The 20859-nt window shown below is 34.9% G+C and carries 19 protein-coding genes; 7 read left to right on the top strand and 12 right to left on the bottom strand.

Going from position 1 to position 20859, the window contains the following annotated elements; genetic code table 11:
- The first annotated feature begins 12 nt into the window (after positions 1–12).
- Positions 13–435 carry a DoxX family protein gene (locus RNZ46_RS13575; protein ID WP_316982706.1) on the top strand — a complete coding sequence of 141 codons (423 nt, stop codon included), beginning with the start codon at positions 13–15 and terminating at the stop codon, positions 433–435.
- A gap of 152 nt (positions 436–587) precedes the next feature.
- On the opposite strand, the gene RNZ46_RS13570 is transcribed toward RNZ46_RS13575, so the two are convergent.
- The 5 genes from RNZ46_RS13570 to RNZ46_RS13550 form a co-directional block, all read right to left on the bottom strand.
- Positions 588–3896 (bottom strand): DUF2135 domain-containing protein, encoded by a 3309-nt coding sequence (locus RNZ46_RS13570; RefSeq protein ID WP_316982705.1) that lies wholly within the window; start codon positions 3894–3896, stop codon positions 588–590.
- Between the two features lie 247 nt (positions 3897–4143).
- Positions 4144–5907 (bottom strand): signal peptide peptidase SppA, encoded by a 1764-nt coding sequence (gene sppA / locus RNZ46_RS13565; protein WP_316982704.1) that lies wholly within the window; start codon positions 5905–5907, stop codon positions 4144–4146.
- Positions 5908–5954: 47 nt separating this feature from the next.
- Positions 5955–7037, bottom strand: a complete 1083-nt coding sequence (locus RNZ46_RS13560; protein ID WP_316982703.1) for an AMP-binding protein — start codon at positions 7035–7037, stop codon at positions 5955–5957.
- A complete protein-coding gene (locus tag RNZ46_RS13555; RefSeq protein ID WP_316982702.1) occupies positions 7021–8004 on the bottom strand; it encodes a CPBP family intramembrane glutamic endopeptidase in 984 nt (327 codons plus the stop codon). Before RNZ46_RS13555 ends, RNZ46_RS13560 begins: the two co-directional genes overlap by 17 nt.
- A gap of 9 nt (positions 8005–8013) precedes the next feature.
- Positions 8014–9054, bottom strand: coding sequence for an o-succinylbenzoate synthase (locus RNZ46_RS13550; RefSeq protein ID WP_316984999.1), 1041 nt, complete (start codon positions 9052–9054; stop codon positions 8014–8016).
- A 66-nt stretch (positions 9055–9120) separates the two neighbouring features.
- Here RNZ46_RS13550 and RNZ46_RS13545 point away from each other — a divergent pair, with 66 nt between their 5' ends.
- A complete protein-coding gene (locus tag RNZ46_RS13545; protein ID WP_316982701.1) occupies positions 9121–10029 on the top strand; it encodes a sterol desaturase family protein in 909 nt (302 codons plus the stop codon).
- Between the two features lie 2 nt (positions 10030–10031).
- Here RNZ46_RS13545 and RNZ46_RS13540 read toward each other — a convergent pair whose 3' ends face one another.
- Genes RNZ46_RS13540 through RNZ46_RS13530 form a run of 3 tightly spaced genes read right to left on the bottom strand, consistent with a single transcriptional unit; the run spans position 10032 to position 12484 of the window.
- Complete coding sequence (locus RNZ46_RS13540; protein WP_316982700.1) at positions 10032–10709, bottom strand: metal-dependent hydrolase; 678 nt, start codon at positions 10707–10709, stop codon at positions 10032–10034.
- Positions 10710–10741: 32 nt separating this feature from the next.
- The gene (menA, locus tag RNZ46_RS13535; protein ID WP_316982699.1) at positions 10742–11644 is read right to left on the bottom strand and encodes a 1,4-dihydroxy-2-naphthoate octaprenyltransferase; all 903 of its coding nucleotides are present in this window, start codon (positions 11642–11644) and stop codon (positions 10742–10744) included.
- Entirely contained in the window at positions 11645–12484 is an 840-nt protein-coding gene (locus RNZ46_RS13530; RefSeq protein WP_316982698.1) for a 1,4-dihydroxy-2-naphthoyl-CoA synthase, read from the bottom strand.
- Positions 12485–12538: 54 nt separating this feature from the next.
- Here RNZ46_RS13530 and RNZ46_RS13525 point away from each other — a divergent pair, with 54 nt between their 5' ends.
- Complete coding sequence (locus tag RNZ46_RS13525) at positions 12539–13645, top strand: C1 family peptidase (RefSeq protein WP_316982697.1); 1107 nt, start codon at positions 12539–12541, stop codon at positions 13643–13645.
- Between the two features lie 112 nt (positions 13646–13757).
- Positions 13758–13964, top strand: coding sequence for a hypothetical protein (locus RNZ46_RS13520; protein WP_316982696.1), 207 nt, complete (start codon positions 13758–13760; stop codon positions 13962–13964).
- Positions 13965–13975: 11 nt separating this feature from the next.
- On the opposite strand, the gene RNZ46_RS13515 is transcribed toward RNZ46_RS13520, so the two are convergent.
- Positions 13976–14641 carry a uracil-DNA glycosylase gene (locus RNZ46_RS13515; RefSeq protein ID WP_316982695.1) on the bottom strand — a complete coding sequence of 222 codons (666 nt, stop codon included), beginning with the start codon at positions 14639–14641 and terminating at the stop codon, positions 13976–13978.
- An 11-nt stretch (positions 14642–14652) separates the two neighbouring features.
- The gene (gene holA, locus RNZ46_RS13510) at positions 14653–15657 is read right to left on the bottom strand and encodes a DNA polymerase III subunit delta (protein ID WP_316982694.1); all 1005 of its coding nucleotides are present in this window, start codon (positions 15655–15657) and stop codon (positions 14653–14655) included.
- A gap of 111 nt (positions 15658–15768) precedes the next feature.
- Between holA and RNZ46_RS13505 the strand changes: the two genes are divergently transcribed.
- The 3 genes from RNZ46_RS13505 (at position 15769) to RNZ46_RS13495 (ending at position 18203) form a co-directional block, all read left to right on the top strand.
- A complete protein-coding gene (locus tag RNZ46_RS13505) occupies positions 15769–16215 on the top strand; it encodes a type I restriction enzyme HsdR N-terminal domain-containing protein (RefSeq protein WP_316982693.1) in 447 nt (148 codons plus the stop codon).
- Positions 16216–16272: 57 nt separating this feature from the next.
- Positions 16273–17265, top strand: a complete 993-nt coding sequence (locus tag RNZ46_RS13500; RefSeq protein WP_316984998.1) for a glycosyltransferase family 2 protein — start codon at positions 16273–16275, stop codon at positions 17263–17265.
- A gap of 98 nt (positions 17266–17363) precedes the next feature.
- A complete protein-coding gene (locus RNZ46_RS13495; protein WP_316982692.1) occupies positions 17364–18203 on the top strand; it encodes an OmpA family protein in 840 nt (279 codons plus the stop codon).
- Between the two features lie 357 nt (positions 18204–18560).
- Here RNZ46_RS13495 and RNZ46_RS13490 read toward each other — a convergent pair whose 3' ends face one another.
- Both RNZ46_RS13490 and RNZ46_RS13485 read right to left on the bottom strand, forming a co-directional pair.
- The gene (locus RNZ46_RS13490; RefSeq protein ID WP_316982691.1) at positions 18561–19838 is read right to left on the bottom strand and encodes a hypothetical protein; all 1278 of its coding nucleotides are present in this window, start codon (positions 19836–19838) and stop codon (positions 18561–18563) included.
- Positions 19839–19896: 58 nt separating this feature from the next.
- Entirely contained in the window at positions 19897–20844 is a 948-nt protein-coding gene (locus RNZ46_RS13485; protein ID WP_316982690.1) for an NAD(P)H-dependent flavin oxidoreductase, read from the bottom strand.
- Positions 20845–20859 lie beyond the last annotated feature (15 nt).

Raw genomic sequence — 20859 nt, 5'->3', positions numbered from 1 at the left:
ATAACTTAAATCATGGGAACAATAAAATCATTAAACAAATGGGCAAATGCGCACACTTATTTGCCACTTGATTTAATTCGCATTGCACTTGGTGTTTTTCTTTTTATTAAAGGCATCAACTTTATGGGAAACAGTGAAATACTAATGAGCCTTTTTGAACCTATTCAAAATATGGCTGGAGGCATGTTTATTATTCACTACGTGGCACCAGCACATTTTATTGGCGGTATTTTAATAGCTTTTGGCTTATTAACACGTTGGGCTATAATAGCGCAATTGCCGATATTAATTGGTGCCATTGCCATTAATTTTTTGGGTGAGATGAATTCGGGCAATTTAACATTGGCACTCATCACCTTTTTAGTTTGTGTTTTCTTTTTGTTTTATGGCTCCGGAAAACATTCGGCCGATTACTACTTTAAAATGCAGCAATGAGATTTAATGAGGCTGTCTAAAAAGTTTAAATCCATGTCAAATTGAGCTTGTCAAAATATTTTAAATTAATGATATTTAATATCGGTTTCGACAGGCTCAACCTGACAAGTTAAATCCAAAAGACTTTTTAGACAGCCTTTTTGGTTTTTAAACTATACTTCTAATTTAGCAACTATTTGTTTGTCTTTGGTTTTGGTTAACCTAATTATTTTAATGTCTTTTGTTTCATTTGGCTTTCCATAATTTTTAAACATGGTAACTTTCATAAACGTTGGGTTTTCCATTTTTTGATAGCGATCTCCAAAATAATTCACTTTAATAAAGTACGTCCCTTCTTTAGCGTGCTTTAGAGTGAATTCCTCTGGCCCAAAACCTTGGGTCATATCTCTCGACAACTCACCTCCAATTTTGGTTTTTGGGTTACTATAATAACATTCTTCTAGATTTGGATCAATAATATGTAAATCGATATCGGTGTCGTTATGATTCCAATCTATAACAACCCTAATATCAAATGACGCATCAACTTCATTTACATTTTTAAAATCTTCTTTTTTTATTTCAGCATTATTTTGAAGCAATTTATTGATTTCATTTCTAGAAATTTGTTGCATGCCCGCAAATCTTCTTCGGTTATTGTTTTTGTAAATAGCACCATTTACAATACCGTTTAATAAATTAAAGGATTGCTGTGCCAAACCTATTTCTTGATAAACCAAGGCCAAATCTCGGTACGATTGCGAATCTTCAGGTCGTAATTTTAATACTTGATTGTATATATAAGCGGCTAAACCATAATTGTTTGCTTCTTCTAATTTGTATCCCAAAACCCTTAAAAGTTCATAATTATCAAAATCTAATTCTGCAATGTTTGTTAATATTCTAAGTTCAATTTCTTTATTGTTCCATGTTTTAAAATAGTCGTAAACATCAATATAATAAGCGGGCACGTGTTCATAATTTTCTCTTTGGGACAAGTATGTTTTATAAGCTTCATCTAAAGATTTCGAATTTTTCAATTCAGCCATATAGAGCGTATTTACAGTTTGTGCTTTTACTTTTAATTGTCCTTTATATTTGTTTCTTTTCTTTCTTGAATTATTAAAACTTCGTACTCTAGCTCTGCTATTACTATTAAACTTACTTGTAATAACAATGACGCCATTTGCTGCTCTGCTGCCGTACAAAGCTCCAGCCGAAGCACCTTTAAGTACTGTTATACTTTCAATAGTATTTACATCAATTAAATCATCAACATCACCACTAACGGGCATGCCATCAATAACAAATAACGGTTGGTTATTTCCATTTAAAGACGCGACACCTCTTATTACAATATTAGAATGAGAGCCAAGGTTTCCTGTGTTAGAATTTACTTGCACACCCGCAATTCTGCCTTGTAAAGCACTAGCTACATTTCCATGATAACCAGTACTTAAATCCTCACTTTTAATGGTTGTAACCGAACCTGTTAATGATTGCCTTTTTTGTGTGCCATAGCCAACCACAACAACCTCATCTAATTGTGCCGAATCTTCTTGCATCGAAATATTTACGGTTGATGAGTTGCCTATTGTTGTTTCAAGAGTTTGCATGCCCACAAAACTAAAAACCAAATCTGAACCAACAGCGGCATTTATCGAATACTTTCCATCAAAATCAGTTTGTGTCCCTGTGCTTGTTCCTTTTACAATTACGTTTACGCCTGGTAACGGTAATCCAGATTTATCTGAAATAGTTCCTGAAATATTTCCTGAATTAGAGGCTTGAGAAATTGAACTTTCTTCAGTTCGAGTTTCATTTTCTTGAATAGCAACAACTTTTTTACCTTTATTTCTATTAATAATCCTATTGTATTCTTCCAATAATTCTTCCGGTGGGGTAATTTTATAGCGCACATAATCCCAAACGGTTTCCAAAACAATTAAAGACGTGTGGTTACTTACCAAATTATAAAGCATGCTATGTTTTACTATGTCATCTTTATTAGTATCGCTTTTTTGTTGAAGTTTATTTAATTTCTTTTGAGCCCAAATACGCTTTACTAAATTATTTGTAACATCCGATTGTATAATTAAGGTGTCTTTTTGAGTCAACTTGTTTCCATAACCAAAATGCAAAATTACCGTGTCTTTTGGTTTGAAGTTTTTACCTGAAAATGAAAAATCTGTTGAAACTGTTATTGGATTGTTTGGATAAGCTTCCATGTTTTTATTTGAAGATTCAAAACCTAAAAACTTAAAAGATTGATAAAGCATTTTATCGGTTGCCTCATTAATAGACGTGTTTTTTAAATTTAAATACTTACCGTTTGTAGCTTCGCAAATATTATTCAGTTCACTATGATTAGCTTTTACAATACTATTTACAACATAAATGGGCTGACTGGTATTAACTGCCAAATCACTTAAATTTTTCATACCATCAGAAAACATTAAAATTTCTTGGGATGCATTATTTAAAAATAAATTAGCATAAGACGTGCCGCCATCATAAACCGTGTTTATTAAGGCTTGTTTAAGATTTGACCAATTTCCGTTAGATATTTGATAGTTTTTAGTCGATAATATTTGATTGCTAAACTTTACCAATTCTACTTTAACATCTCTTAAATGATTGATGTAATTATCTAAAAATTCAAGTTCTTTCTCCAAATCTCTTGATTTCATTGATAATGATGCATCCCAATAAATGGTAATTTCATTTACTTTTTTCCTAAGTTTTTTGTTAGTTTTTAATGTTTTATAGATATAGAAATAATCATCGAAAGTGATGGTTTTATTACTGTTGAAATACTGTGGAATTTTAATAGTTAAAGATTCACTTGGTGTGTAATTCTTTTTTTCAACTTTAGCGTAAAAATTATTATACAATGCTTTAAACTTAAAGTTTTCAATATGTCCTTCTTTTAATGAAGGTTTCATTTTTTGATCGAACACATTCATTTCTAAAACAAAGTGATCTAAATTATTTTTAAACCCCAAAGGCAAATTAAAGTAATGCGCCTCTTCACTAAAAATCAATTCCTGTTCGTGTGCCAAAACCACTCTTTTATAACCTTTTGCTGGAATTGGGTAAATTCTTGCTTTGTAATTATTACCGGTTCCTTTTTCCAATAAAACAGGATCTACGCGTCGTCTAACCACAGCTTCAAAGGCAACGCGACCTTGTTCTTTTTCAACTACAACGGCTTCTCTAAGTTTTCCATTTACTTCCAGAGCTAACCTTGAAACACGTTGTCCTTCACCTAACGGAAAAGCCAATTCACCTTCTAAAACATTAGGTGTCGGGTTGTAAAAAAGCATGTCGTAAGTTGTGGTTGCGATGTTTCCAACAACGTCTACTTTTATGTCTAAAGATGTAATTCCCAACTTATCGTTCCCTACTTTTATTGAAGGCATAACCTGGGAATAGAAAGCAATTGGAAAGATTAAAAAAAAGACTTTTAATAAGAGTTTCATAATAGTTGATTTTTAAGTTTAGTATAAAACTATAATCAAACTATAGATTATAAAACCAACAATGAGTGAAGTGCGCTTTTGGGTGAGTTAACTTAAAAGACCCGTCAGGTTTTAAAAACCTGACGGGTCTAAAATTCACGTTTTGTAAAAAATTAGGATTTAAAATTTACATGTTTTCGATACAATTGCGATAAAAAAATCGGAATCACTCGAACTTACGTCTAAATTAATTTTAACAAATTGTAATTTACTTTATCTCAGTATCAAAAGGAAGCAGCAACTGAATCCCTTTGCGCTGCGACATCGCTTTTATTTCCTGCATGATTTTGTAATTGGCCTCGCCTAATTCTTCTTTTAAAATAGCTTCTTTAGTTTTAGCCAAACCAAAGCTTTGCAATATTTTCTCGAGGTCTTTCTCAAAAACCGGGAATTCTTTAATTTTATAATCCTCAATTTGAGCCATTTCAGCGGCATGTTGTAATGCTACATCCATACCACCAAGTTCGTCCACCAATCCATTTTTAACAGCATCGTTGCCCGTCCACACTCTGCCTTGTGCAATGGCTTTAACATCGTCTTGTGTCATATTTCTACCTTCGGCCACCCTATTGGTGAACAACTCATAAATATTATTGATACTTTCTTTGATAAAAGCTTCTTGGGTGTCGCTCATGGGTTCAAACAAACTATACACCACCGCGTTTTTATTGGTTGAAACCTGTTCGGCATTTATACCCCATTTATCGGCGAGTCCTTTTACATTTGGTAGCATGCCAAAAACCCCTATACTCCCTGTAATTGTTGTAGGTTCTGCTATAATTTTATCGGCATTACTGGCTATGTAATAACCACCCGAAGCAGCAACATCGCCCATAGATACAACCACAGGTTTAACTTTTTTGGTCAGTTCTATTTCGCGCCAAATAAGCTCGCTGGCCAAAGCGTTTCCACCTGGTGAATTTACACGAATTACTACGGCTTTAACTTTATCATTTTCTCTCGCTTTTTGCAATGAGCGATTCACAGCACCCTGACCCACATATTTCTCGTCGCCCTCGCCATATATAATTTCTCCTTCGGCATAAATAACAGCAATTTGATTACTGCTTGAAGTTGTTTTAAGCTTATTGGCCGTATGAATGGCATAATCTTTTATAGAAATGGTATTTATCTTTTTTAATGCTTCCAAATCGAGAGCGTTTCTCAAACCATTTTGAAACTCATCGTAATAAGCAATTTTATCAATCATTTTTGATGCTTTTGCCAATGGCGCCGTTCTTGACAATAAACTGTCGGCAATAATGTTTAAACGTTCGGCGGATATATTTCTGCTTACGGAAATTTCTTTTTTAAGTTCGCCCCAAATCCCGTTTAAATAGCTTTCGATTTGTTCGCGGTTATTGTCGCTCATTTCATTTTCTAAAAAAGGCTCAACAGCACTTTTATATTTTCCTAAACGAATGACTTCCATTTTAATCCCCGATTTTTCTTGAAAATCCTTAAAGTACAAATGCTCTGAAGATAAGCCGTTAAACTCCATCATACCTGCGGGATTCATGTAAATGGTATCGGCAACAGAGCTTAAATAATAGTCTTTTTGCGTATAAATATCGGCGTAAGCCACTATAAATTTATCCGATTTTTTAAATTCCAAAAGGGCATCTCTAATCGCTTTGGTTTGCGAAACTCCGGCCTGAATAAAATTATTATCAATGGTGATGCCTTTTATTCTATCATCGGTTGCCGCATATTTTATGGCGTCAATAATATTGAAAAGACCATCTTTTCTATCTTCATTTAAAAAGCTATATTGCTTAAATACTGTTTTTCCGGCATAGTCTTTTATAGGAAAATCCAGTTTCAGATTTAACACCGAATTGTTTTTAACAATAATATTTTCATCGGATGACGAACCTGCCAATAACCCAATGATGATGAGCAATGCAAAACAAATAAACAGGAATACAAAAATTCCTGTAACGGTAGATAGGACACGTTTTATAAAGTTCATGTTTTAAATTTTGATGGTTAGTAGATTAAACGAAGGGAATGTTACAATTAATTTTGAATTTTTAGCTGTTTTAAGATGTGGTTGCGTTGAATTTTGCCTGAAGTGGTTTCACTAAATTCTGAAACGTTATAAATAGCTTTTGGCTTTTCAAACTTTTCCAACTCTGAAAAAGCGGCATCTGCCATAGTATTTGAATCACCTTCAACAACCAAAATAACCTGTTCGCCTAACCTTTCATCTTTTTCCGAAGCAATAAAAAAGCGTTGTTTTATGCTGTTTTGGAGTTTGGCTTCTATCTGCTCCGGTGAAAACTTAATGCCGCCAGAATTTATAATATTGTCGAAACGCCCTAACCACTCAAATTCGGTTTCAGAGTGCAACTCTACAATATCGTTAGTAATTATAGGCTCTTCTGAAAGTTGAGGCGCATTAATGACCAAACAATTTCGTTTGTCTTGAGACAGCGAAATATTAGGAAGTGTTTTAAAATGAGTGGATGTCACACTACTAGAGCCATCAAAATTATTGAGTTTTTTTAATGCGATATGCGTTATGGTTTCCGTCATTCCATAAGTTTCATAAACATTGGATTTTATGCCTTGGATAGCTTTTTTCAAGTTGTTTGAAACAGGTGCGCCACCCACAATAATGGTTTTAATGGCATCGCAATAGCCATAGATTTTTTCGAGTTGCAAAGGCACCATAGCCACAAAATCGTAAGGCAATTTATAATCGAAAATTGGTTGCGATGTGGGCTGTGTTAAATCTAATTCCAAACCTAAAATCATGGCTCTAACAAGCATCATTTTACCTGCAATATAATGCGCAGGCAAACAATATAAGGCGGTATCGCCCGGTTTTAAATTAAGATAATTGCCTGTGGCAACGGCCGAATTCACCATAGCCTGTTTGCTGATTTTTATACGTTTTGGTTTCCCCGTAGAACCCGAGGTGTTTACCAAAATATAATCCTTTTTATCTAACCAGTCGAGTAGAAAATTGCCAATATCCTGTTCGAAAGGGCGGCCTTCTTTTACAAAACTATAGGCCACTTCATCAAGGTCATTATAAGAATAATGATTTTTATCGAGTTTGAATTTTAAATGTACTTTATTATAATCTGGTATCATGATTTCCTATATCTTCTATTATTTTATAATTTTCTTTTGGAGGTTCTACGACATCGCCCAACAACCTGTCTTTCCAATTAGACCAATTGTATTTTTTTGATAAAATGAAAAGCAGAATTGGAAATATTACAAATACGGGGACGAATATTTCGACTAATCCCATTTTTTCAGGATCAGACATATCTTTTAAAATAGAATCCGTTTGAAACGCTGTCCAATCTGCCGTAACCAACAATGCCGTAAACAAATTGTTTGCTGCGTGAAAACCTAAGGCTAGCTCCAAACCATCATCCATTAACGTGATTATGCCTAAAAACAAGCCCGTGCCTATATAATATATCATTATAATATAACCTAATTTTTCAACTTCTGGGTTTGCAATATGTAGCAAGCCAAAACCTATCGAGGTTATTAATAATGGCGCCCATTTATTTTTTAAAAGAACCCCAAAACCTTGCATTAAATAGCCTCTAAATAAATATTCTTCAAAACTGGTTTGTAAAGGCACTAGCAAAATAGCTATAACACATAATATTAAAAAGGGTTCTAACTGAAAGTTAAGAACGTAATCTTCGGGTGTAAAGAAAAAATAATCGACCAGCACAAAACCACTGGACACGATACCCCATAAAAAAAATATAAACCAAAAGCGTTTCCAATCTATTTTTTTTCGAGCTGTTGTTAAGTGTTTAAACGGTTGTTTATGCAAGAATTTTGTTGTAAGAAGCAAGCCAACCAAACCGATGGCAAACGATAAAAGCATTAAAAACAAAAATAAATTGTTTCCTAAAAGCGATACCATTTGTGGGATACTCACTGGTATATTGCCACCACCCATAACTTTAATACCAATGCCTATGGCTAAAGGAATCATCCCTATTAATTGCCACGCAATAAATATTAAAACAGAGCCTACTAAATACCGCCACCAATCGTGTAATACATTAAATGTTTGAGCTATATACATTGTAAAATTTTATGTTAAGAGTTCTAAATTCCAAGTTCGTTTTTTATCATATTGCAATGTACCATTTTTTACTAGCAATGGGCTATCAAAATTATTGGTAAATAATGCGCCAGTACCAAGGCCCTGTGGTAAATCGCTTTGCTTTTTATATGTGTATTGCGCAATGGCATTTAGCCCAATATTACTCTCTAAAGCACTGGTAATCCACCAACCTATATTGTTGTTTTCCGCAATTTCTATCCACGAATCGCTGCCTTTAAAACCGCCTACTAAACTGGGTTTTAAAATGATGTATTGCGGCTTTATGGTTTGTAGCAGTTCCTGTTTTTTTGTTACAGAATAAACACCTATTAATTCTTCATCTAAAGCAATGGGCAATGGTGTGTTGTCGCAAAGTTTTGCCATGGCCTCAAATTGCCCTTGTTTTATAGGTTGCTCTATGGAATGCAAATCGAAATCCGACAATATTTTCAGCTTTTCCAAAGCTTCATCTGTTGAAAATGCACCATTGGCATCCACACGTAATTCAATTTCTTTTGATGAAAATTCCTCTCGAATCGATTTAATCAGATTTATTTCCGTTTGAAAATCAATCGCTCCAATTTTCATTTTTATACAATGGAATCCGGCTGAAATCTTTTCTTTTATTTGTTGCTTCATAAATGCCTCGGAACCCATCCAAATCAATCCGTTTATTGGTATTGAGGCATTGCCCCTTGTAAATTCAGAAGGAAACAACTCAAAATCATTTTCGCTTTCCAAAGATTTAAAAGCCATTTCAAGTCCGAATTGTATGCTGGGAAATTTATTCAACTCGTCCAATAACACTGCTAATCCTAAATGGATATTTACACAAGTCCATTGCAAAATATCTTCGTAATGCGGCACATCATCAACACTCAAACCACGAAAAACACCACATTCGCCAATGCCTTTTTTTCCATTGTATTCAATAACAATAAACCAAGTTTCCTTGGTTTTTAAAACCCCGCGCGATGTTCCGCTGGCTTGTTTAAAGTTTAAAATATATTTGTGGTACGTTGCAATCATAGAATTTTCAAAAATACTCAATAAAAATGTTTAATTTGTACAGCTTTTAGAACTAATTTTAAAACCATGCAGTCTCCCGAATTTCCTGATATCATACTATTTGCCATTCCTTTTTTTATACTTGCCATGCTTATCGAATTGTATGTAACGGTAAAGGAAGGCATTAATTCTTACGAAAAAAAAGATGCCCTATCTTCTATTGCCATGGGTTTGGGCAACGTATTTTTAGGCTATTTTAGCAAGGCTTTGGTTTTGCTGTCGTTTTTATTTGTTTATGAAAACTTCAGGTTATTTACCATCCCCGTGGCTTGGTGGAGTTTTGTGCTCATTTTTTTTGCAGATGATTTTGCTTACTATTGGTTTCACCGAATTTCGCACGAGTGCCGTTTATTTTGGGCATCGCATGTGGTGCACCACTCCTCGAAACATTACAATTTAAGCACCGCTTTACGACAAACCTGGTCTGGTGGTTTTTATACTTTTATATTTTGGTTATGGTTGCCCTTGCTTGGGTTTCATCCGGCGATGATTTTGTTGCAAATGTCTATTAGCTTGCTTTATCAATTTTGGATACATACCGAGACTATTGACAAAATGCCCAAGTGGTTCGAAGCTGTTTTTAACACACCCTCGCACCACCGCGTGCACCATGGCAGCAACCCCATTTATTTGGATAGAAACCATGCAGGTATCTTAATTATTTGGGATAAGTTGTTTGGCACCTTTCAGCCGGAACTTAAAGATGAAAAAGTAATTTACGGATTGGTAAAAAACATCGACACTTTCAACCCCATTAAAATTGCATTTATTGAATGGGTGAATATGTTTAAAGACGTATTTTCCGGAAGAAAATCTATCGCAAAAAGATTACTTTATTTTGTAAAACCACCGGGTTGGACACACGATGGTACGGGCAAAATATCTGACGATTTACGAAAGGAATGGATGGATTCAGTTGAAAGTAAAAACAAGTAATACTACAGTTCCAAACTCTCGCCAATTTTTAGAAGCATCAAGTCTTTATTTTTTTCAAAAAACTTGCGTTTGGCAACTTCGTGGTCTATTTCAATATAGCCAAACGTATCAAAATGATACCCTAAAATTTTATCACAGGCTACAAAATCGCTGGCCAAAATAGCATCGTCTATACCCATAGTGAAATTATCACCAATTGGTAAAATCGCTAAATCTAATTTTGTTTGAAGTGGAATCAATTTCATATCAAAAGTTAAAGCTGTATCGCCGGCGATATAAATATTTTTGTGTTCGCCTTCAATTACAAAACCACCAGGTTGCCCGCCATAACTACCATCGGGAAACGACGAGGTGTGAATGGCGTTGACGTATTTTACGCTTCCAAATTCAAAATCCCAAGTACCACCATGATTCATGGGGTGGCCTTCCAATCCTAAATTCTCAAAATGTGAAACAATTTCAAAGTTAGAAACAATAACAGCATCGGTTCGTTTTGCAATGGCCTCGACATCCAAAATATGATCTTGGTGCGCATGGGTTAGCAAAATATAATCTGCCTTAAGTGTATTTATATCTATATGGGACGCTTTATCATTTCCTGTAATAAAAGGGTCTACCAAAATATGAGTGTCTTCAATTTGGATGCCTAAACTCGCGTGACCGTAAAATGTGATTTTCATGTGTTCTAAATTTAAACAGAAAATTACAAAAACTATAGCAAATGTCCAATTCCCATTAAAATCGCTAAGAGCACTGTGGTTAAGGCTAATTTTTTCAGTTCGGGGTCTAGCAATTTAGGGTCTTTATTGTTGTTAATTTTTTTTAGGTGAAGTATTAAAGGCCCATAAGCAACCACAAAAATTAAATTGAAAGGCGAGGTATAATACAAAATGCCGAATAAAGCCGATAAAATTATAGCGGATACTATAAGCACCGTATGATAAATTTTAACTTTATTTTGCCCCAGTTTTACCGCGAGTGTTATTTTATTTGATTTTTCATCAGAAATTATATCGCGCATATTATTCAAATTCAACACGCCCATACTCAACAAACCTATGGTGCATGCTGGTAAAAACACCACGTGGTCTATGGTTTTTGCATACAGCACATAACACCCAATTACGCTAACCAATCCAAAAAAAACAAACACAAAAACATCGCCTAAACCTCGGTAGCCATAAGCATTGCTTCCAATTGTATAGCGCATCGCCGCAACAACACTTGCAATTCCCAATGCAAAGAATAGCATGGTGAGTAAAAAATGTTTCACACCAAAGGCTGTAAAAATGAGTGCAAACGCTAAAATAATAGAAACTAATATGTTAATTCGAATAGCACCAAACATATCATCGGGTGATATTTTACCACTTTGAATGGCGCGTTCGGGACCAATTCGGTCTTCATTATCGGTGCCTTTAATACCATCGCCATAATCGTTTGCCAAATTGGATAGTATCTGTAAACTCAGCGTTGTTAAAATGGCTAAAACACAGATTTTCCAATTAAAGTATCCATTATATGCTGCTAAACAAGAGGCTAAGATGATTCCGGAAACCGATAGCGGAAGCGTTCGTAAACGCATGGTTGAAACCCAAAGAGAAATATTTTTCATTTACGGAATCCATTTTTTTTCAAAGTTAGGTTTTCGTTTTTCAAGAAAAGCATTTCTGCCTTCAATAGCTTCATCGGTCATATAAGCTAAACGCGTGGCTTCGCCTGCAAATACCTGCTGCCCTACCATGCCATCATCAGTTAAATTCATAGCGAATTTTAGCATTTTAATTGAAGTTGGCGATTTTGCTAATATTTCCTGTGCCCAATTATAAGCGGTATCCTCTAATTCGTCATGCGGAATTACGGCATTTACCATGCCCATATCGTAAGCTTCTTGAGCGGAATAATTACGTCCTAAAAAGAAAATTTCACGCGCCTTTTTCTGCCCTACCATTTTTGCTAAATAAGCCGATCCATAGCCACCATCAAAGCTGGTAACATCGGCATCGGTTTGTTTAAAGATAGCGTGCTCTTTACTCGCCAAAGTTAAATCGCAGACCACATGTAAACTATGTCCGCCTCCTACTGCCCAACCAGGAACCACAGCAATAACAGCTTTTGGCATAAAGCGAATGAGCCGTTGTACTTCTAATATATTTAATCGGTGATAGCCATCTTCACCAACATATCCTTGATGCCCACGGGCTTTTTGATCGCCTCCCGAACAAAAACTCCAAATACCATCTTTGGTAGAAGGCCCTTCGGCAGATAATAAAACTACACCTATGTTTACATCTTCGTTGGCATCGTAAAAAGCATCATAAAGCTCGCTTGTTGTTTTTGGCCTAAATGCATTTCTAATATCTGGTCTGTTAAACGCGATGCGTGCAACACCATTATATTTTTTATAGGTAATATCCTGATATTCTTTAGCGGTTACCCATTTTGCTTGTTCCATTTTTTATATTTTAGTCAAAAATAAATTTTATTTCATTAATACACTTCATTCCACATGAAAAATAGCCTCATAATAGTCATTTTAATTTTTGTTTCGTTTACATGTAATTCGCAATCTTATGAATTTGAAACCGTCATAGATTTAGAAACCACCGATGTTATTAGTCAAGGCAATACGGGTACTTGCTGGAGTTTTTCTGCATCGTCATTTTTAGAAAGTGAAATTATGCGCATTACGGGCAAGAACATAGATTTGTCTGAAATGTACACGGTTAGAAATACCTATCCGAAAAAAGCATGGAATTACATCATGCGACAAGGCAAAGCACAATTTAGCGAAGGTGGTTTGGCACACGATGTAATTAATAGTGTTGCAGATCATGGCTTGGTGCCAAACGTTGTGTATCCAGGTTTGGAAACTCATACAACAAGACACAATCATGCTGAAATGATAGCTGTTTTAAAAGGCATGTTGGATGTTTATATTAAAAATCCCGGGCGCCAATTATCGCCAAAATGGAAACTGGTAACTGAAAGTGTTTTGGATATTTATCTTGGTAAAAACATATCAACTTTTAATTATGAAGACGTACAATACACACCAGAATCATTTTTAAAAATGACGAAAATAAACCCGAAAGATTACATTAGTATCACATCGTTTTCACACCAACCTTTTAATACAAACTTTATACTAAACATTCCCGATAATTTTTCAAACGGATCATTTTTAAACGTTAAGCTTAACGACTTGGTGGATATTACAAATAATGCACTAAAAGCGGGCTACACCGTTGAATTGGATTGTGATGTAAGCGAAAAAACCTTTTCATCAAAACATGGTTTGGCAGTAATCCCTAAAGATGATATCAATAAAAAAGAAGCTTTGGAAAATGTACGACCAGAAAAGGAAATCACTCAAAATTTAAGGCAACAAGAATTTGAAAATTACAACACCACCGACGACCATTTAATGCATATTACCGGAATGTTAAAAGACCAAAATGGAACGACGTACTATAAAGTAAAGAATTCTTGGGGTAAAAATTCAGACCGTGTTGCCAACGATGGTTACATATATATGAGTGAATCTTATTTCAAGTTAAAAACCATATCTATAATGGTTCATAAAGATGTTGTTCCAAAAAAATTATTGAATTAAGATGAAATAATCTGAAAATAAATTCAAAAAAACATTGTTTGTAGTCTTTTATTTATTATTTTTGTCCAGAATTAAAATTTAATCGATAAAAACCAACACTTAAACTTGTTTTTTGTTTTCAGATTATTTAATCCCAACATCTATGCTATTAACTATTACCATTTCAATTTCTGCGCTAGTTGCTATAAATTTTTTATTATTAAAATTTAGCAGCAATAAAACTATTAGAACCTCAAAAGTTAATAAGAAACCGATTGTTTTAAAACCAACTATTGCTTTAAAACAAGATGCTGAAAAACTTGCCCCAACAGGAAGTTAACCACATCTATTTTACCAAGCAATTGTTTTATTCCCTTTTTGCTTTAAAAGAAAATTAGTTTTACTAAAATGTTTATTCCCGAACCAATACCCTCTATTGGCGCTTAACGGAGACGGGTGTCCGGACTCTAGAATACAATGTTTTTCTTTATCGATTAATTTTGATTTTTGTTTTGCAAATCCACCCCAAAGTAAAAATATAACATCTTCTTTACTATCACTTATTAGCTTTATCACTGCATTTGTAAACAGCTCCCAACCTTTTTTTTGATGGCTACCGGCTTGATGCGCTCTTACCGTTAAAGTGGCATTTAACAACAAAACACCTTGGTTGGCCCATCGTAATAAGTTGCCGCTTTTAGGATACGGAATTTTTAAGTCCTGCTCAATTTCCTTAAAAATATTGATTAACGAAGGTGGATGTGCAACACCATCATTAACGGAAAAACACAATCCATTAGCTTGCCCATCTCCGTGATAAGGATCTTGACCAATAATTACAACCTTTACTTGGTTAAAAGGACACTGATTAAAAGCATTGAAGATTTGGTTTTCAGGCGGAAAACAGGTTCCGTTTTTATATTCTGTTTTAACAAAATTAGCTAATTTTTTAAAATACGGTTTATCAAATTCGGGTTGTAAATAGGGTTGCCAACTCTTGTGTATGTCTACTTTCATTTTAAAAGTTATTACGATAGAATCCTAACCAATAATTCCTTCAACAAATCTCCTTGCGGAACAGCGTTACTGCCAACACCTTTACTTTTCACATCAAATTCGCGCAGTGTCGCAACAACAGCACTTACTTTTCGCATCGGGTAATTTTTGGCAGCCGTAATATATTCGTTTACAAAATAAGGGTTCACCTTTAAAGCCGATGCCACATTACGCGGTGACCTATCTTTTAACCCATGAAAATGAAGCAGTTGCGAAAAGAAATTAAACAACAGCGAAACGGTTACAACCATAGGATTGTCCTTTGGGTTGTCAGCAAAATAATTTATAATTTGATACGCCTTAACCGCATTTCTGTCGCCTATAGCCTTTCGTAATTCAAAATTATTAAAGTCTTTGCTAATACCAATATTTTCTTCTATATGCTCGGGCGAAATTTGGGTGCCTTTGGGCAAGATAATTTGAAGCTTCTCTAATTCGTTGTTAATCTTACTTAAATCGGTGCCCAAAAATTCAACCAGCATTTGAGCCGCTTTTGGAGCAATGGTATATTTTTTTGGTGCTAAAACTCTGCGAATCCAATCGGCCACTTGGTTTTCGTACAGTTTTTTACTTTCGTAAACAACGCCATTTTTTTTAACAGCTTTATATAGCGCTTTGCGTTTATCAATTTTTTTATACTTATAATTTACAACCAAAACCGTAGTTTGTTGCGGATTGTTTACATAATCTGCAAGCTTTTCAATAGTTCGCGATAAATCTTGAGCCTCCTTTATAATCAACACTTGCCGCTCTGCCATCATTGGGTAACGTTTGGCGTTCCCAACAATATCATCAATCGATACATCCCGCCCGTAAAGCACCATTTGGTTAAACCCTTTTTCTTCTTCTAAAAGCACATTCTCTTCAATAAAATCTGAAATCTTATCAATATAATACGGCTCCTCGCCCATTAAAAAATAAATAGGTTTTAGGTTTTTGTTTTTTATATCGGTTACTAATTGCTTGACTTCGTCCACACCATGTACATTTTAAAATTCCAAAAAGACATTACAATCTATTGGAATTTGGTATTTGAATATTGCGATTTGTTATTTTGTGTTTAACTTTGAAAAAATAATAATAGCGCATTGCAAGAGCTCAACTTTCCAAAGTTTTCGTTTCGTTTCAAAAGTAGCGAAAATAAAATTTCTATATTCGATAGTATTCGTAAAAAATTTGTGGTTTTACAACCCGAAGAATGGGTGCGCCAGCATTGTGTTCAATATTTAATTGAAGAAAAAGGCTATCCGAAATCGTTAATAAATGTTGAAAAGGAATTGGTTGTAAATACCTTAAAAAAGCGGTACGATATTGTTGTTTTTAATTCTGACGGAAGCATTCATTTAATTGTGGAGTGCAAAGCGCCAACCATTGTGATTAATCAAAATACCTTTGACCAAATAGCACAATACAATTTAGTGCTTAATGCGAGTTTTTTAATGGTAACCAACGGATTAAATCATTATTATTGCCAAATGGATTTTGAAAATGAACGCTATAATTTTTTAAAGGACATTCCAAAATACAGTGAGTAGTCTCAGTAAGCAGTTTACAGTCAAAAATCTTTAAAATTTAAATCTTAAACTTTGAACATAAAAATTGCCATCGTCATATTAAACTGGAACGGAAAAAAGTTGTTGGAGCAATTTTTACCTTCAGTAATTGAATATTCATCAGAAGAAGCGGAAATTTACGTGGCAGACAATGCCTCGACCGACGATTCTGTTTCATTCGTTAAAAGCAGTTTCCCCACCATTAAAATCATTCAAAACAAAGAAAACGGCGGTTATGCCAAAGGGTATAATGAAGCCTTAAAACGTATTGATGCCGATGTGTTTTGCTTGTTGAATAGCGATGTTGAAGTCACCAAAAACTGGCTCACTCCAATAATTGATACTTTTAAAACTGAAGAAAACACGGCTATCATCCAACCTAAAATTTTAGATTACAACAAAAGGGATTATTTTGAATACGCTGGAGCTGCTGGTGGTTTTATAGACAAGTTTGGATATCCGTATTGTCGTGGACGCATTTTTAACACCATTGAAAAAGACAAGGGACAATACAACGATACCACTGAAATTTTTTGGGCTTCGGGTGCCTGTTTATTCATTAAAAAAGAGGTTTTTAAAAGCTTAAACGGATTTGATGAAGCATTTTTTGCGCACATGGAAGAAATAGATTTATGCTGGCGGGCACAAAACCTGGGATACCAAATAAAATATGTGGGCAGCTCAACTATTTTTCATGTTGGCGGCGCTACTTTAAACAATACCAATCCTAAAAAAACCTTTTTAAATTTCAGAAATAGTTTATTCGCCGTAACAAAAAATGCCAAAGGCAACCTTTTCTTTTTAATACTTGCCCGATTAATTTTAGATGGCGTGGCAAGTGCAAAGTTTTTATTCCAATTAAAGTTCAAACATATTATAGCTGTTCTAAAAGCGCATCTTGGGTTTTACAGCCATTTGCCATATTTGCTCAAACAGAGAAAAGCCTTAAATCAAACCGTAAAATATTATCAAAAAACATCTATAGTGTTTGCTTATTTCGTAAATAATAAAAACAATTATAAAAGTTTATAAATAGTAAGCAAAAGTTTTGTTAACTATGCTGTAATCATAGGTTTTTTGCATACTTTTGTGAGAACAACAAAATCAGGAAATTTAATCCATTATTAATTATGAAAAAAGTTTTATTACTTAGCTTATCTACCATTTTTTTATTAAGCTCATGTGTATCTAAAAAGCAATTTACAGACTTACAAGCAAAACAAAAAGAAACTCAAGACTTGTTAAATTCTGCCACGGTTAAACTAAACTCATGTTTAGCAGACAAAGCCGCAGCTACTGCCAGAACAACTGTATTGGAAGAGCGTATTGCCGACTTAAAAGCGAGCAATGATAACCTTCAAATTCTTTCGGCAAAAGGAGCGAGTAGCATTGAAAAAACACTTGAAAGCATTAAAGAAAAAGAACTTAAAATTAATCGTTTACAAGATGCGCTTACCAAAAAAGACAGCGTAACATTGGCATTGGTAACAAGCCTTAAACGTGAGGTTGGTATTAACGATCCAGATATTGAAGTAAACGTAGAAAAAGGTGTTGTATTTATTTCAATTGCCGATAAACTATTATTTAAAACCGCAAGCTACACGGTATCGCCTAGAGCTAAAGAGGTGTTAGCTAAAGTGGCTAAAGTTATAAATAGCAAACCTGAATTTGAAGCTATGATTGAGGGTCATACCGATAGCCGATCGTACCAAAAAGGTGTGTTATTAGACAACTGGGATTTAAGTGTTAAGCGTGCCACATCAATTGTACGTGAGTTACAGAATCTTGGTGTAAACCCAGGCCAGTTAATCGCTGCCGGACGTAGCCATTACGTACCTTTAGTTGATAACGATACTGCTGAAAACAGAGCAACAAACAGACGTACACGTGTTGTTGTACTACCTAAAATCGATCAATTTTACGAAATGATTGAAAAGGAAATGAAAAACCTAGAAGCTGGTGGAAACTAATTAGCTTTCGATTATAATTTTAAAAAAGCCCAATCTTTCGATTGGGTTTTTTTTTGTTTTGATTTAAGCTGAAGTAATTTCAGTATTACGGCGTTACCCTACCGAAAAAAATCGGTAGCGTCAGGCTTTCCGTTATATCTTTTTTGTGCTCAACTGGTTTCAGTATCTAATCAAATTAGCTTTTACTAATTTTTCATAAGTTTCCAAATCAATTTTAGGGTCAAGCACAAAAAAGGATGCCACTGCAATCCTTAACGCGCCTATTTGCCAATTACCGTACTTAAATTTAAAACCATTCCTTTTTTAAATGGCTGTTTCGATAAAAGTTTTAAAAACAATCAAGCTCATTGCAGCCTTTTAGTCACTGCCACATTCAAAGCAAGCTATTAATTCGTCCGGCAATTTTATATCATCTGAACCTTTTAAAGCCTCGTGCAGTTTGCCTCGTTCATCAATTATTTTTTTAAATTCAGTGGCGTATTGTACAAGATGGTCTCTTCGGCTTTTAATTTTTTCTACAATTTGTTTTCCATCCAGTTCAACGATGGCTTTGTCCCAAACATGTAACGCAGCTTCAATGGTTTTATCTGTTAATTTTTGTTGTAAAAACTTGGCTTCCTCTATAAAAACAGATTCCGGTGTGTTAAGTAAAAAATATCTATCAAAAGGGTAAACAAGACCTGGTAAATAATCGATATCTTTTTTAAATGGACGCAACATGGGCTCTATGTTTTTATTTGCTATTAACGACGGAATAACACCTTCAATATTAAAAAATGCATTATCACGGTCGGCCGCAATGGGAATGGCCACATATTGATTATTGGTCTTTTGCATGGCCCATCCCCACTGTTTTGTGTGTCTGTCCCAATCGCCAATTAAAAAATCGAATAATCGCGAGCGAACTAACGCATGTTTATCTACGCTTACAGCTTGGGGATTATCACGCTTAAATTCTTGCAAGTCGTCCGTATCCAATATTTCAACAATATTTTCAAGGGCTGTCCAATTTTCTTCACTATCAGATTCATATTCCAGCAAAAACAATCGGTTTCCATATTTATCATTAAAATCTCCTAAAATTTCTTGCTTAGGCACAAAAACCAATTTAGGATGTGTGTGCAATACCTGTGATGATTCGGCGAGTTCTGCAACCAAAATAGCGCCATAAGGATGCTGCGCAGAAATGCCATCAACAACTATGTTCTCAAGTCCTAAGGCTCTTAAAAACTCTGGAATTAAAGGTTGTGGATCTTTATTCACACTACGTAAAGTGTAAACAATATTGTTTGGTGCTTTTAATTTTAACGAGTGGGTTTGGTTGCCGCCGCCCTCTTTTATTATGCGCATGCCCCCAAAAAGTGTATCGAGAAAAACAACGGGTGCTTTTATTGGCGTTGCCCAGGCTTCTCTATATTGCTCACCTTGAATGAGTTTTTTAATACTTTCACCTTCGTAAAGAAAACTTGCGGCAATAAGAACCGAGTCGTAATCTTTGAAGTTTACCGACGCAACGTTGTCAATATTTATAAGTTGTCCGCGTTCAAACTCTTTATCCGTTGAAGAAACGGACCAATAAATTAAAGCAATGCCAAGTAACAACACCAATAATAGAAGTAGTAAAAACTTTTTCATTATAGCAATTTAAGAATTTATTGCCGTAATAACCATAACTACTTTGTTTCCTTTTAAATTAAGCAACCAATCGTTCAATAATAGCTTTGGTAGGCAATATGTCTGTCGTGTGTTCAATACTTGGTCCTGCCACCCAAACTGTTTTGTAAGTAGCTTTGGTTGCTGCATTTTTTGTGGCATTCATGCCAATGGAAAAACGAATCATTTTTACCCATTTTTTGAGCTTTCTATTCTTGTTTAGCAAATTCTCAATCCATGTGGCCTTAGTGCCTATTTTTTGAACATAAGGTGTATTGATAACGGTACACGGTGTTCCAGAAATACGCTCGGTAACCACAATATCGTCAGCGCCATAATCTACACAAGCTTGTTTATATTCTTCGGTAACATTGGCTTCGGTTGATGCAATAAACGGACTGCCAACCGATACACCAGCGGCACCGTAACCCAACATTTCATCGACATCCGCTTTACACCCTACACCACCGGCAGAAATTATAGGAATATTACAATGCGCCACCAATTGTTTAATCAAATCTTCTGGCGATTTTCCACCTCTATGACCACCCGCTTGATTGTTCACCGCTATTACGGCATCGGCTCCCAAGTCTTCAACTTTTTTGGCGAACTTTAAATCCACCACATCGCAAAACACTTTGATACCAGCTTTATGTGCCTGATTAATGGTTTCTTCGGGACTGCCTAATGAGGTTATTATAAAATCGCAACCTTCTTCACAAATTACGCGTAACTGATCTTTATATTTTACGTTTGATTTGTTTACAATTAAATTAAAACCAAACGAACCACCTTCCACCTTATTGACGTGCAATTCCCTAATTGCGGCTCGTAATTCATCCAATGTTCTGTAGTTAAGTGCCGGAATACAGCCGGCTATACCGCCTTTCATAGCTTCAGTAACCATGGCCACGTTTGACACTAAAAACATGGGCGCTTGAATAATAGGATATTTAATGTTTAAAAGTTGTGTAAGTTCGGTCGCCATTTTTATTTTGATTTG

Origin of the sequence: Hwangdonia lutea, from assembly GCF_032814565.1 — a bacterium.
In the GTDB taxonomy this organism is placed as follows: domain Bacteria; phylum Bacteroidota; class Bacteroidia; order Flavobacteriales; family Flavobacteriaceae; genus Hwangdonia; species Hwangdonia lutea.
This window is presented reverse-complemented; position numbering and strand designations above follow the sequence as displayed.

Excerpts from the sequence above, each read along its gene's own strand:
- RNZ46_RS13485 (WP_316982690.1), bottom strand. The coding sequence starts at position 20,844 with ATGGCGACCGAACTTACACAACTTTTAAACATTAAATATCCTATTATT.
- RNZ46_RS13555 (WP_316982702.1), bottom strand. The coding sequence starts at position 8,004 with ATGTATATAGCTCAAACATTTAATGTATTACACGATTGGTGGCGGTAT.
- menA (WP_316982699.1), bottom strand. The coding sequence starts at position 11,644 with ATGAAAAATATTTCTCTTTGGGTTTCAACCATGCGTTTACGAACGCTT.
- RNZ46_RS13540 (WP_316982700.1), bottom strand. The coding sequence starts at position 10,709 with ATGAAAATCACATTTTACGGTCACGCGAGTTTAGGCATCCAAATTGAA.
- RNZ46_RS13515 (WP_316982695.1), bottom strand. The coding sequence starts at position 14,641 with ATGAAAGTAGACATACACAAGAGTTGGCAACCCTATTTACAACCCGAA.
- RNZ46_RS13570 (WP_316982705.1), bottom strand. The coding sequence starts at position 3,896 with ATGAAACTCTTATTAAAAGTCTTTTTTTTAATCTTTCCAATTGCTTTC.
- RNZ46_RS13545 (WP_316982701.1), top strand. The coding sequence starts at position 9,121 with ATGCAGTCTCCCGAATTTCCTGATATCATACTATTTGCCATTCCTTTT.
- RNZ46_RS13495 (WP_316982692.1), top strand. The coding sequence starts at position 17,364 with ATGAAAAAAGTTTTATTACTTAGCTTATCTACCATTTTTTTATTAAGC.
- RNZ46_RS13575 (WP_316982706.1), top strand. The coding sequence starts at position 13 with ATGGGAACAATAAAATCATTAAACAAATGGGCAAATGCGCACACTTAT.
- RNZ46_RS13530 (WP_316982698.1), bottom strand. The coding sequence starts at position 12,484 with ATGGAACAAGCAAAATGGGTAACCGCTAAAGAATATCAGGATATTACC.
- sppA (WP_316982704.1), bottom strand. The coding sequence starts at position 5,907 with ATGAACTTTATAAAACGTGTCCTATCTACCGTTACAGGAATTTTTGTA.
- RNZ46_RS13560 (WP_316982703.1), bottom strand. The coding sequence starts at position 7,037 with ATGATACCAGATTATAATAAAGTACATTTAAAATTCAAACTCGATAAA.
- RNZ46_RS13550 (WP_316984999.1), bottom strand. The coding sequence starts at position 9,054 with ATGATTGCAACGTACCACAAATATATTTTAAACTTTAAACAAGCCAGC.
- RNZ46_RS13490 (WP_316982691.1), bottom strand. The coding sequence starts at position 19,838 with ATGAAAAAGTTTTTACTACTTCTATTATTGGTGTTGTTACTTGGCATT.
- RNZ46_RS13525 (WP_316982697.1), top strand. The coding sequence starts at position 12,539 with ATGAAAAATAGCCTCATAATAGTCATTTTAATTTTTGTTTCGTTTACA.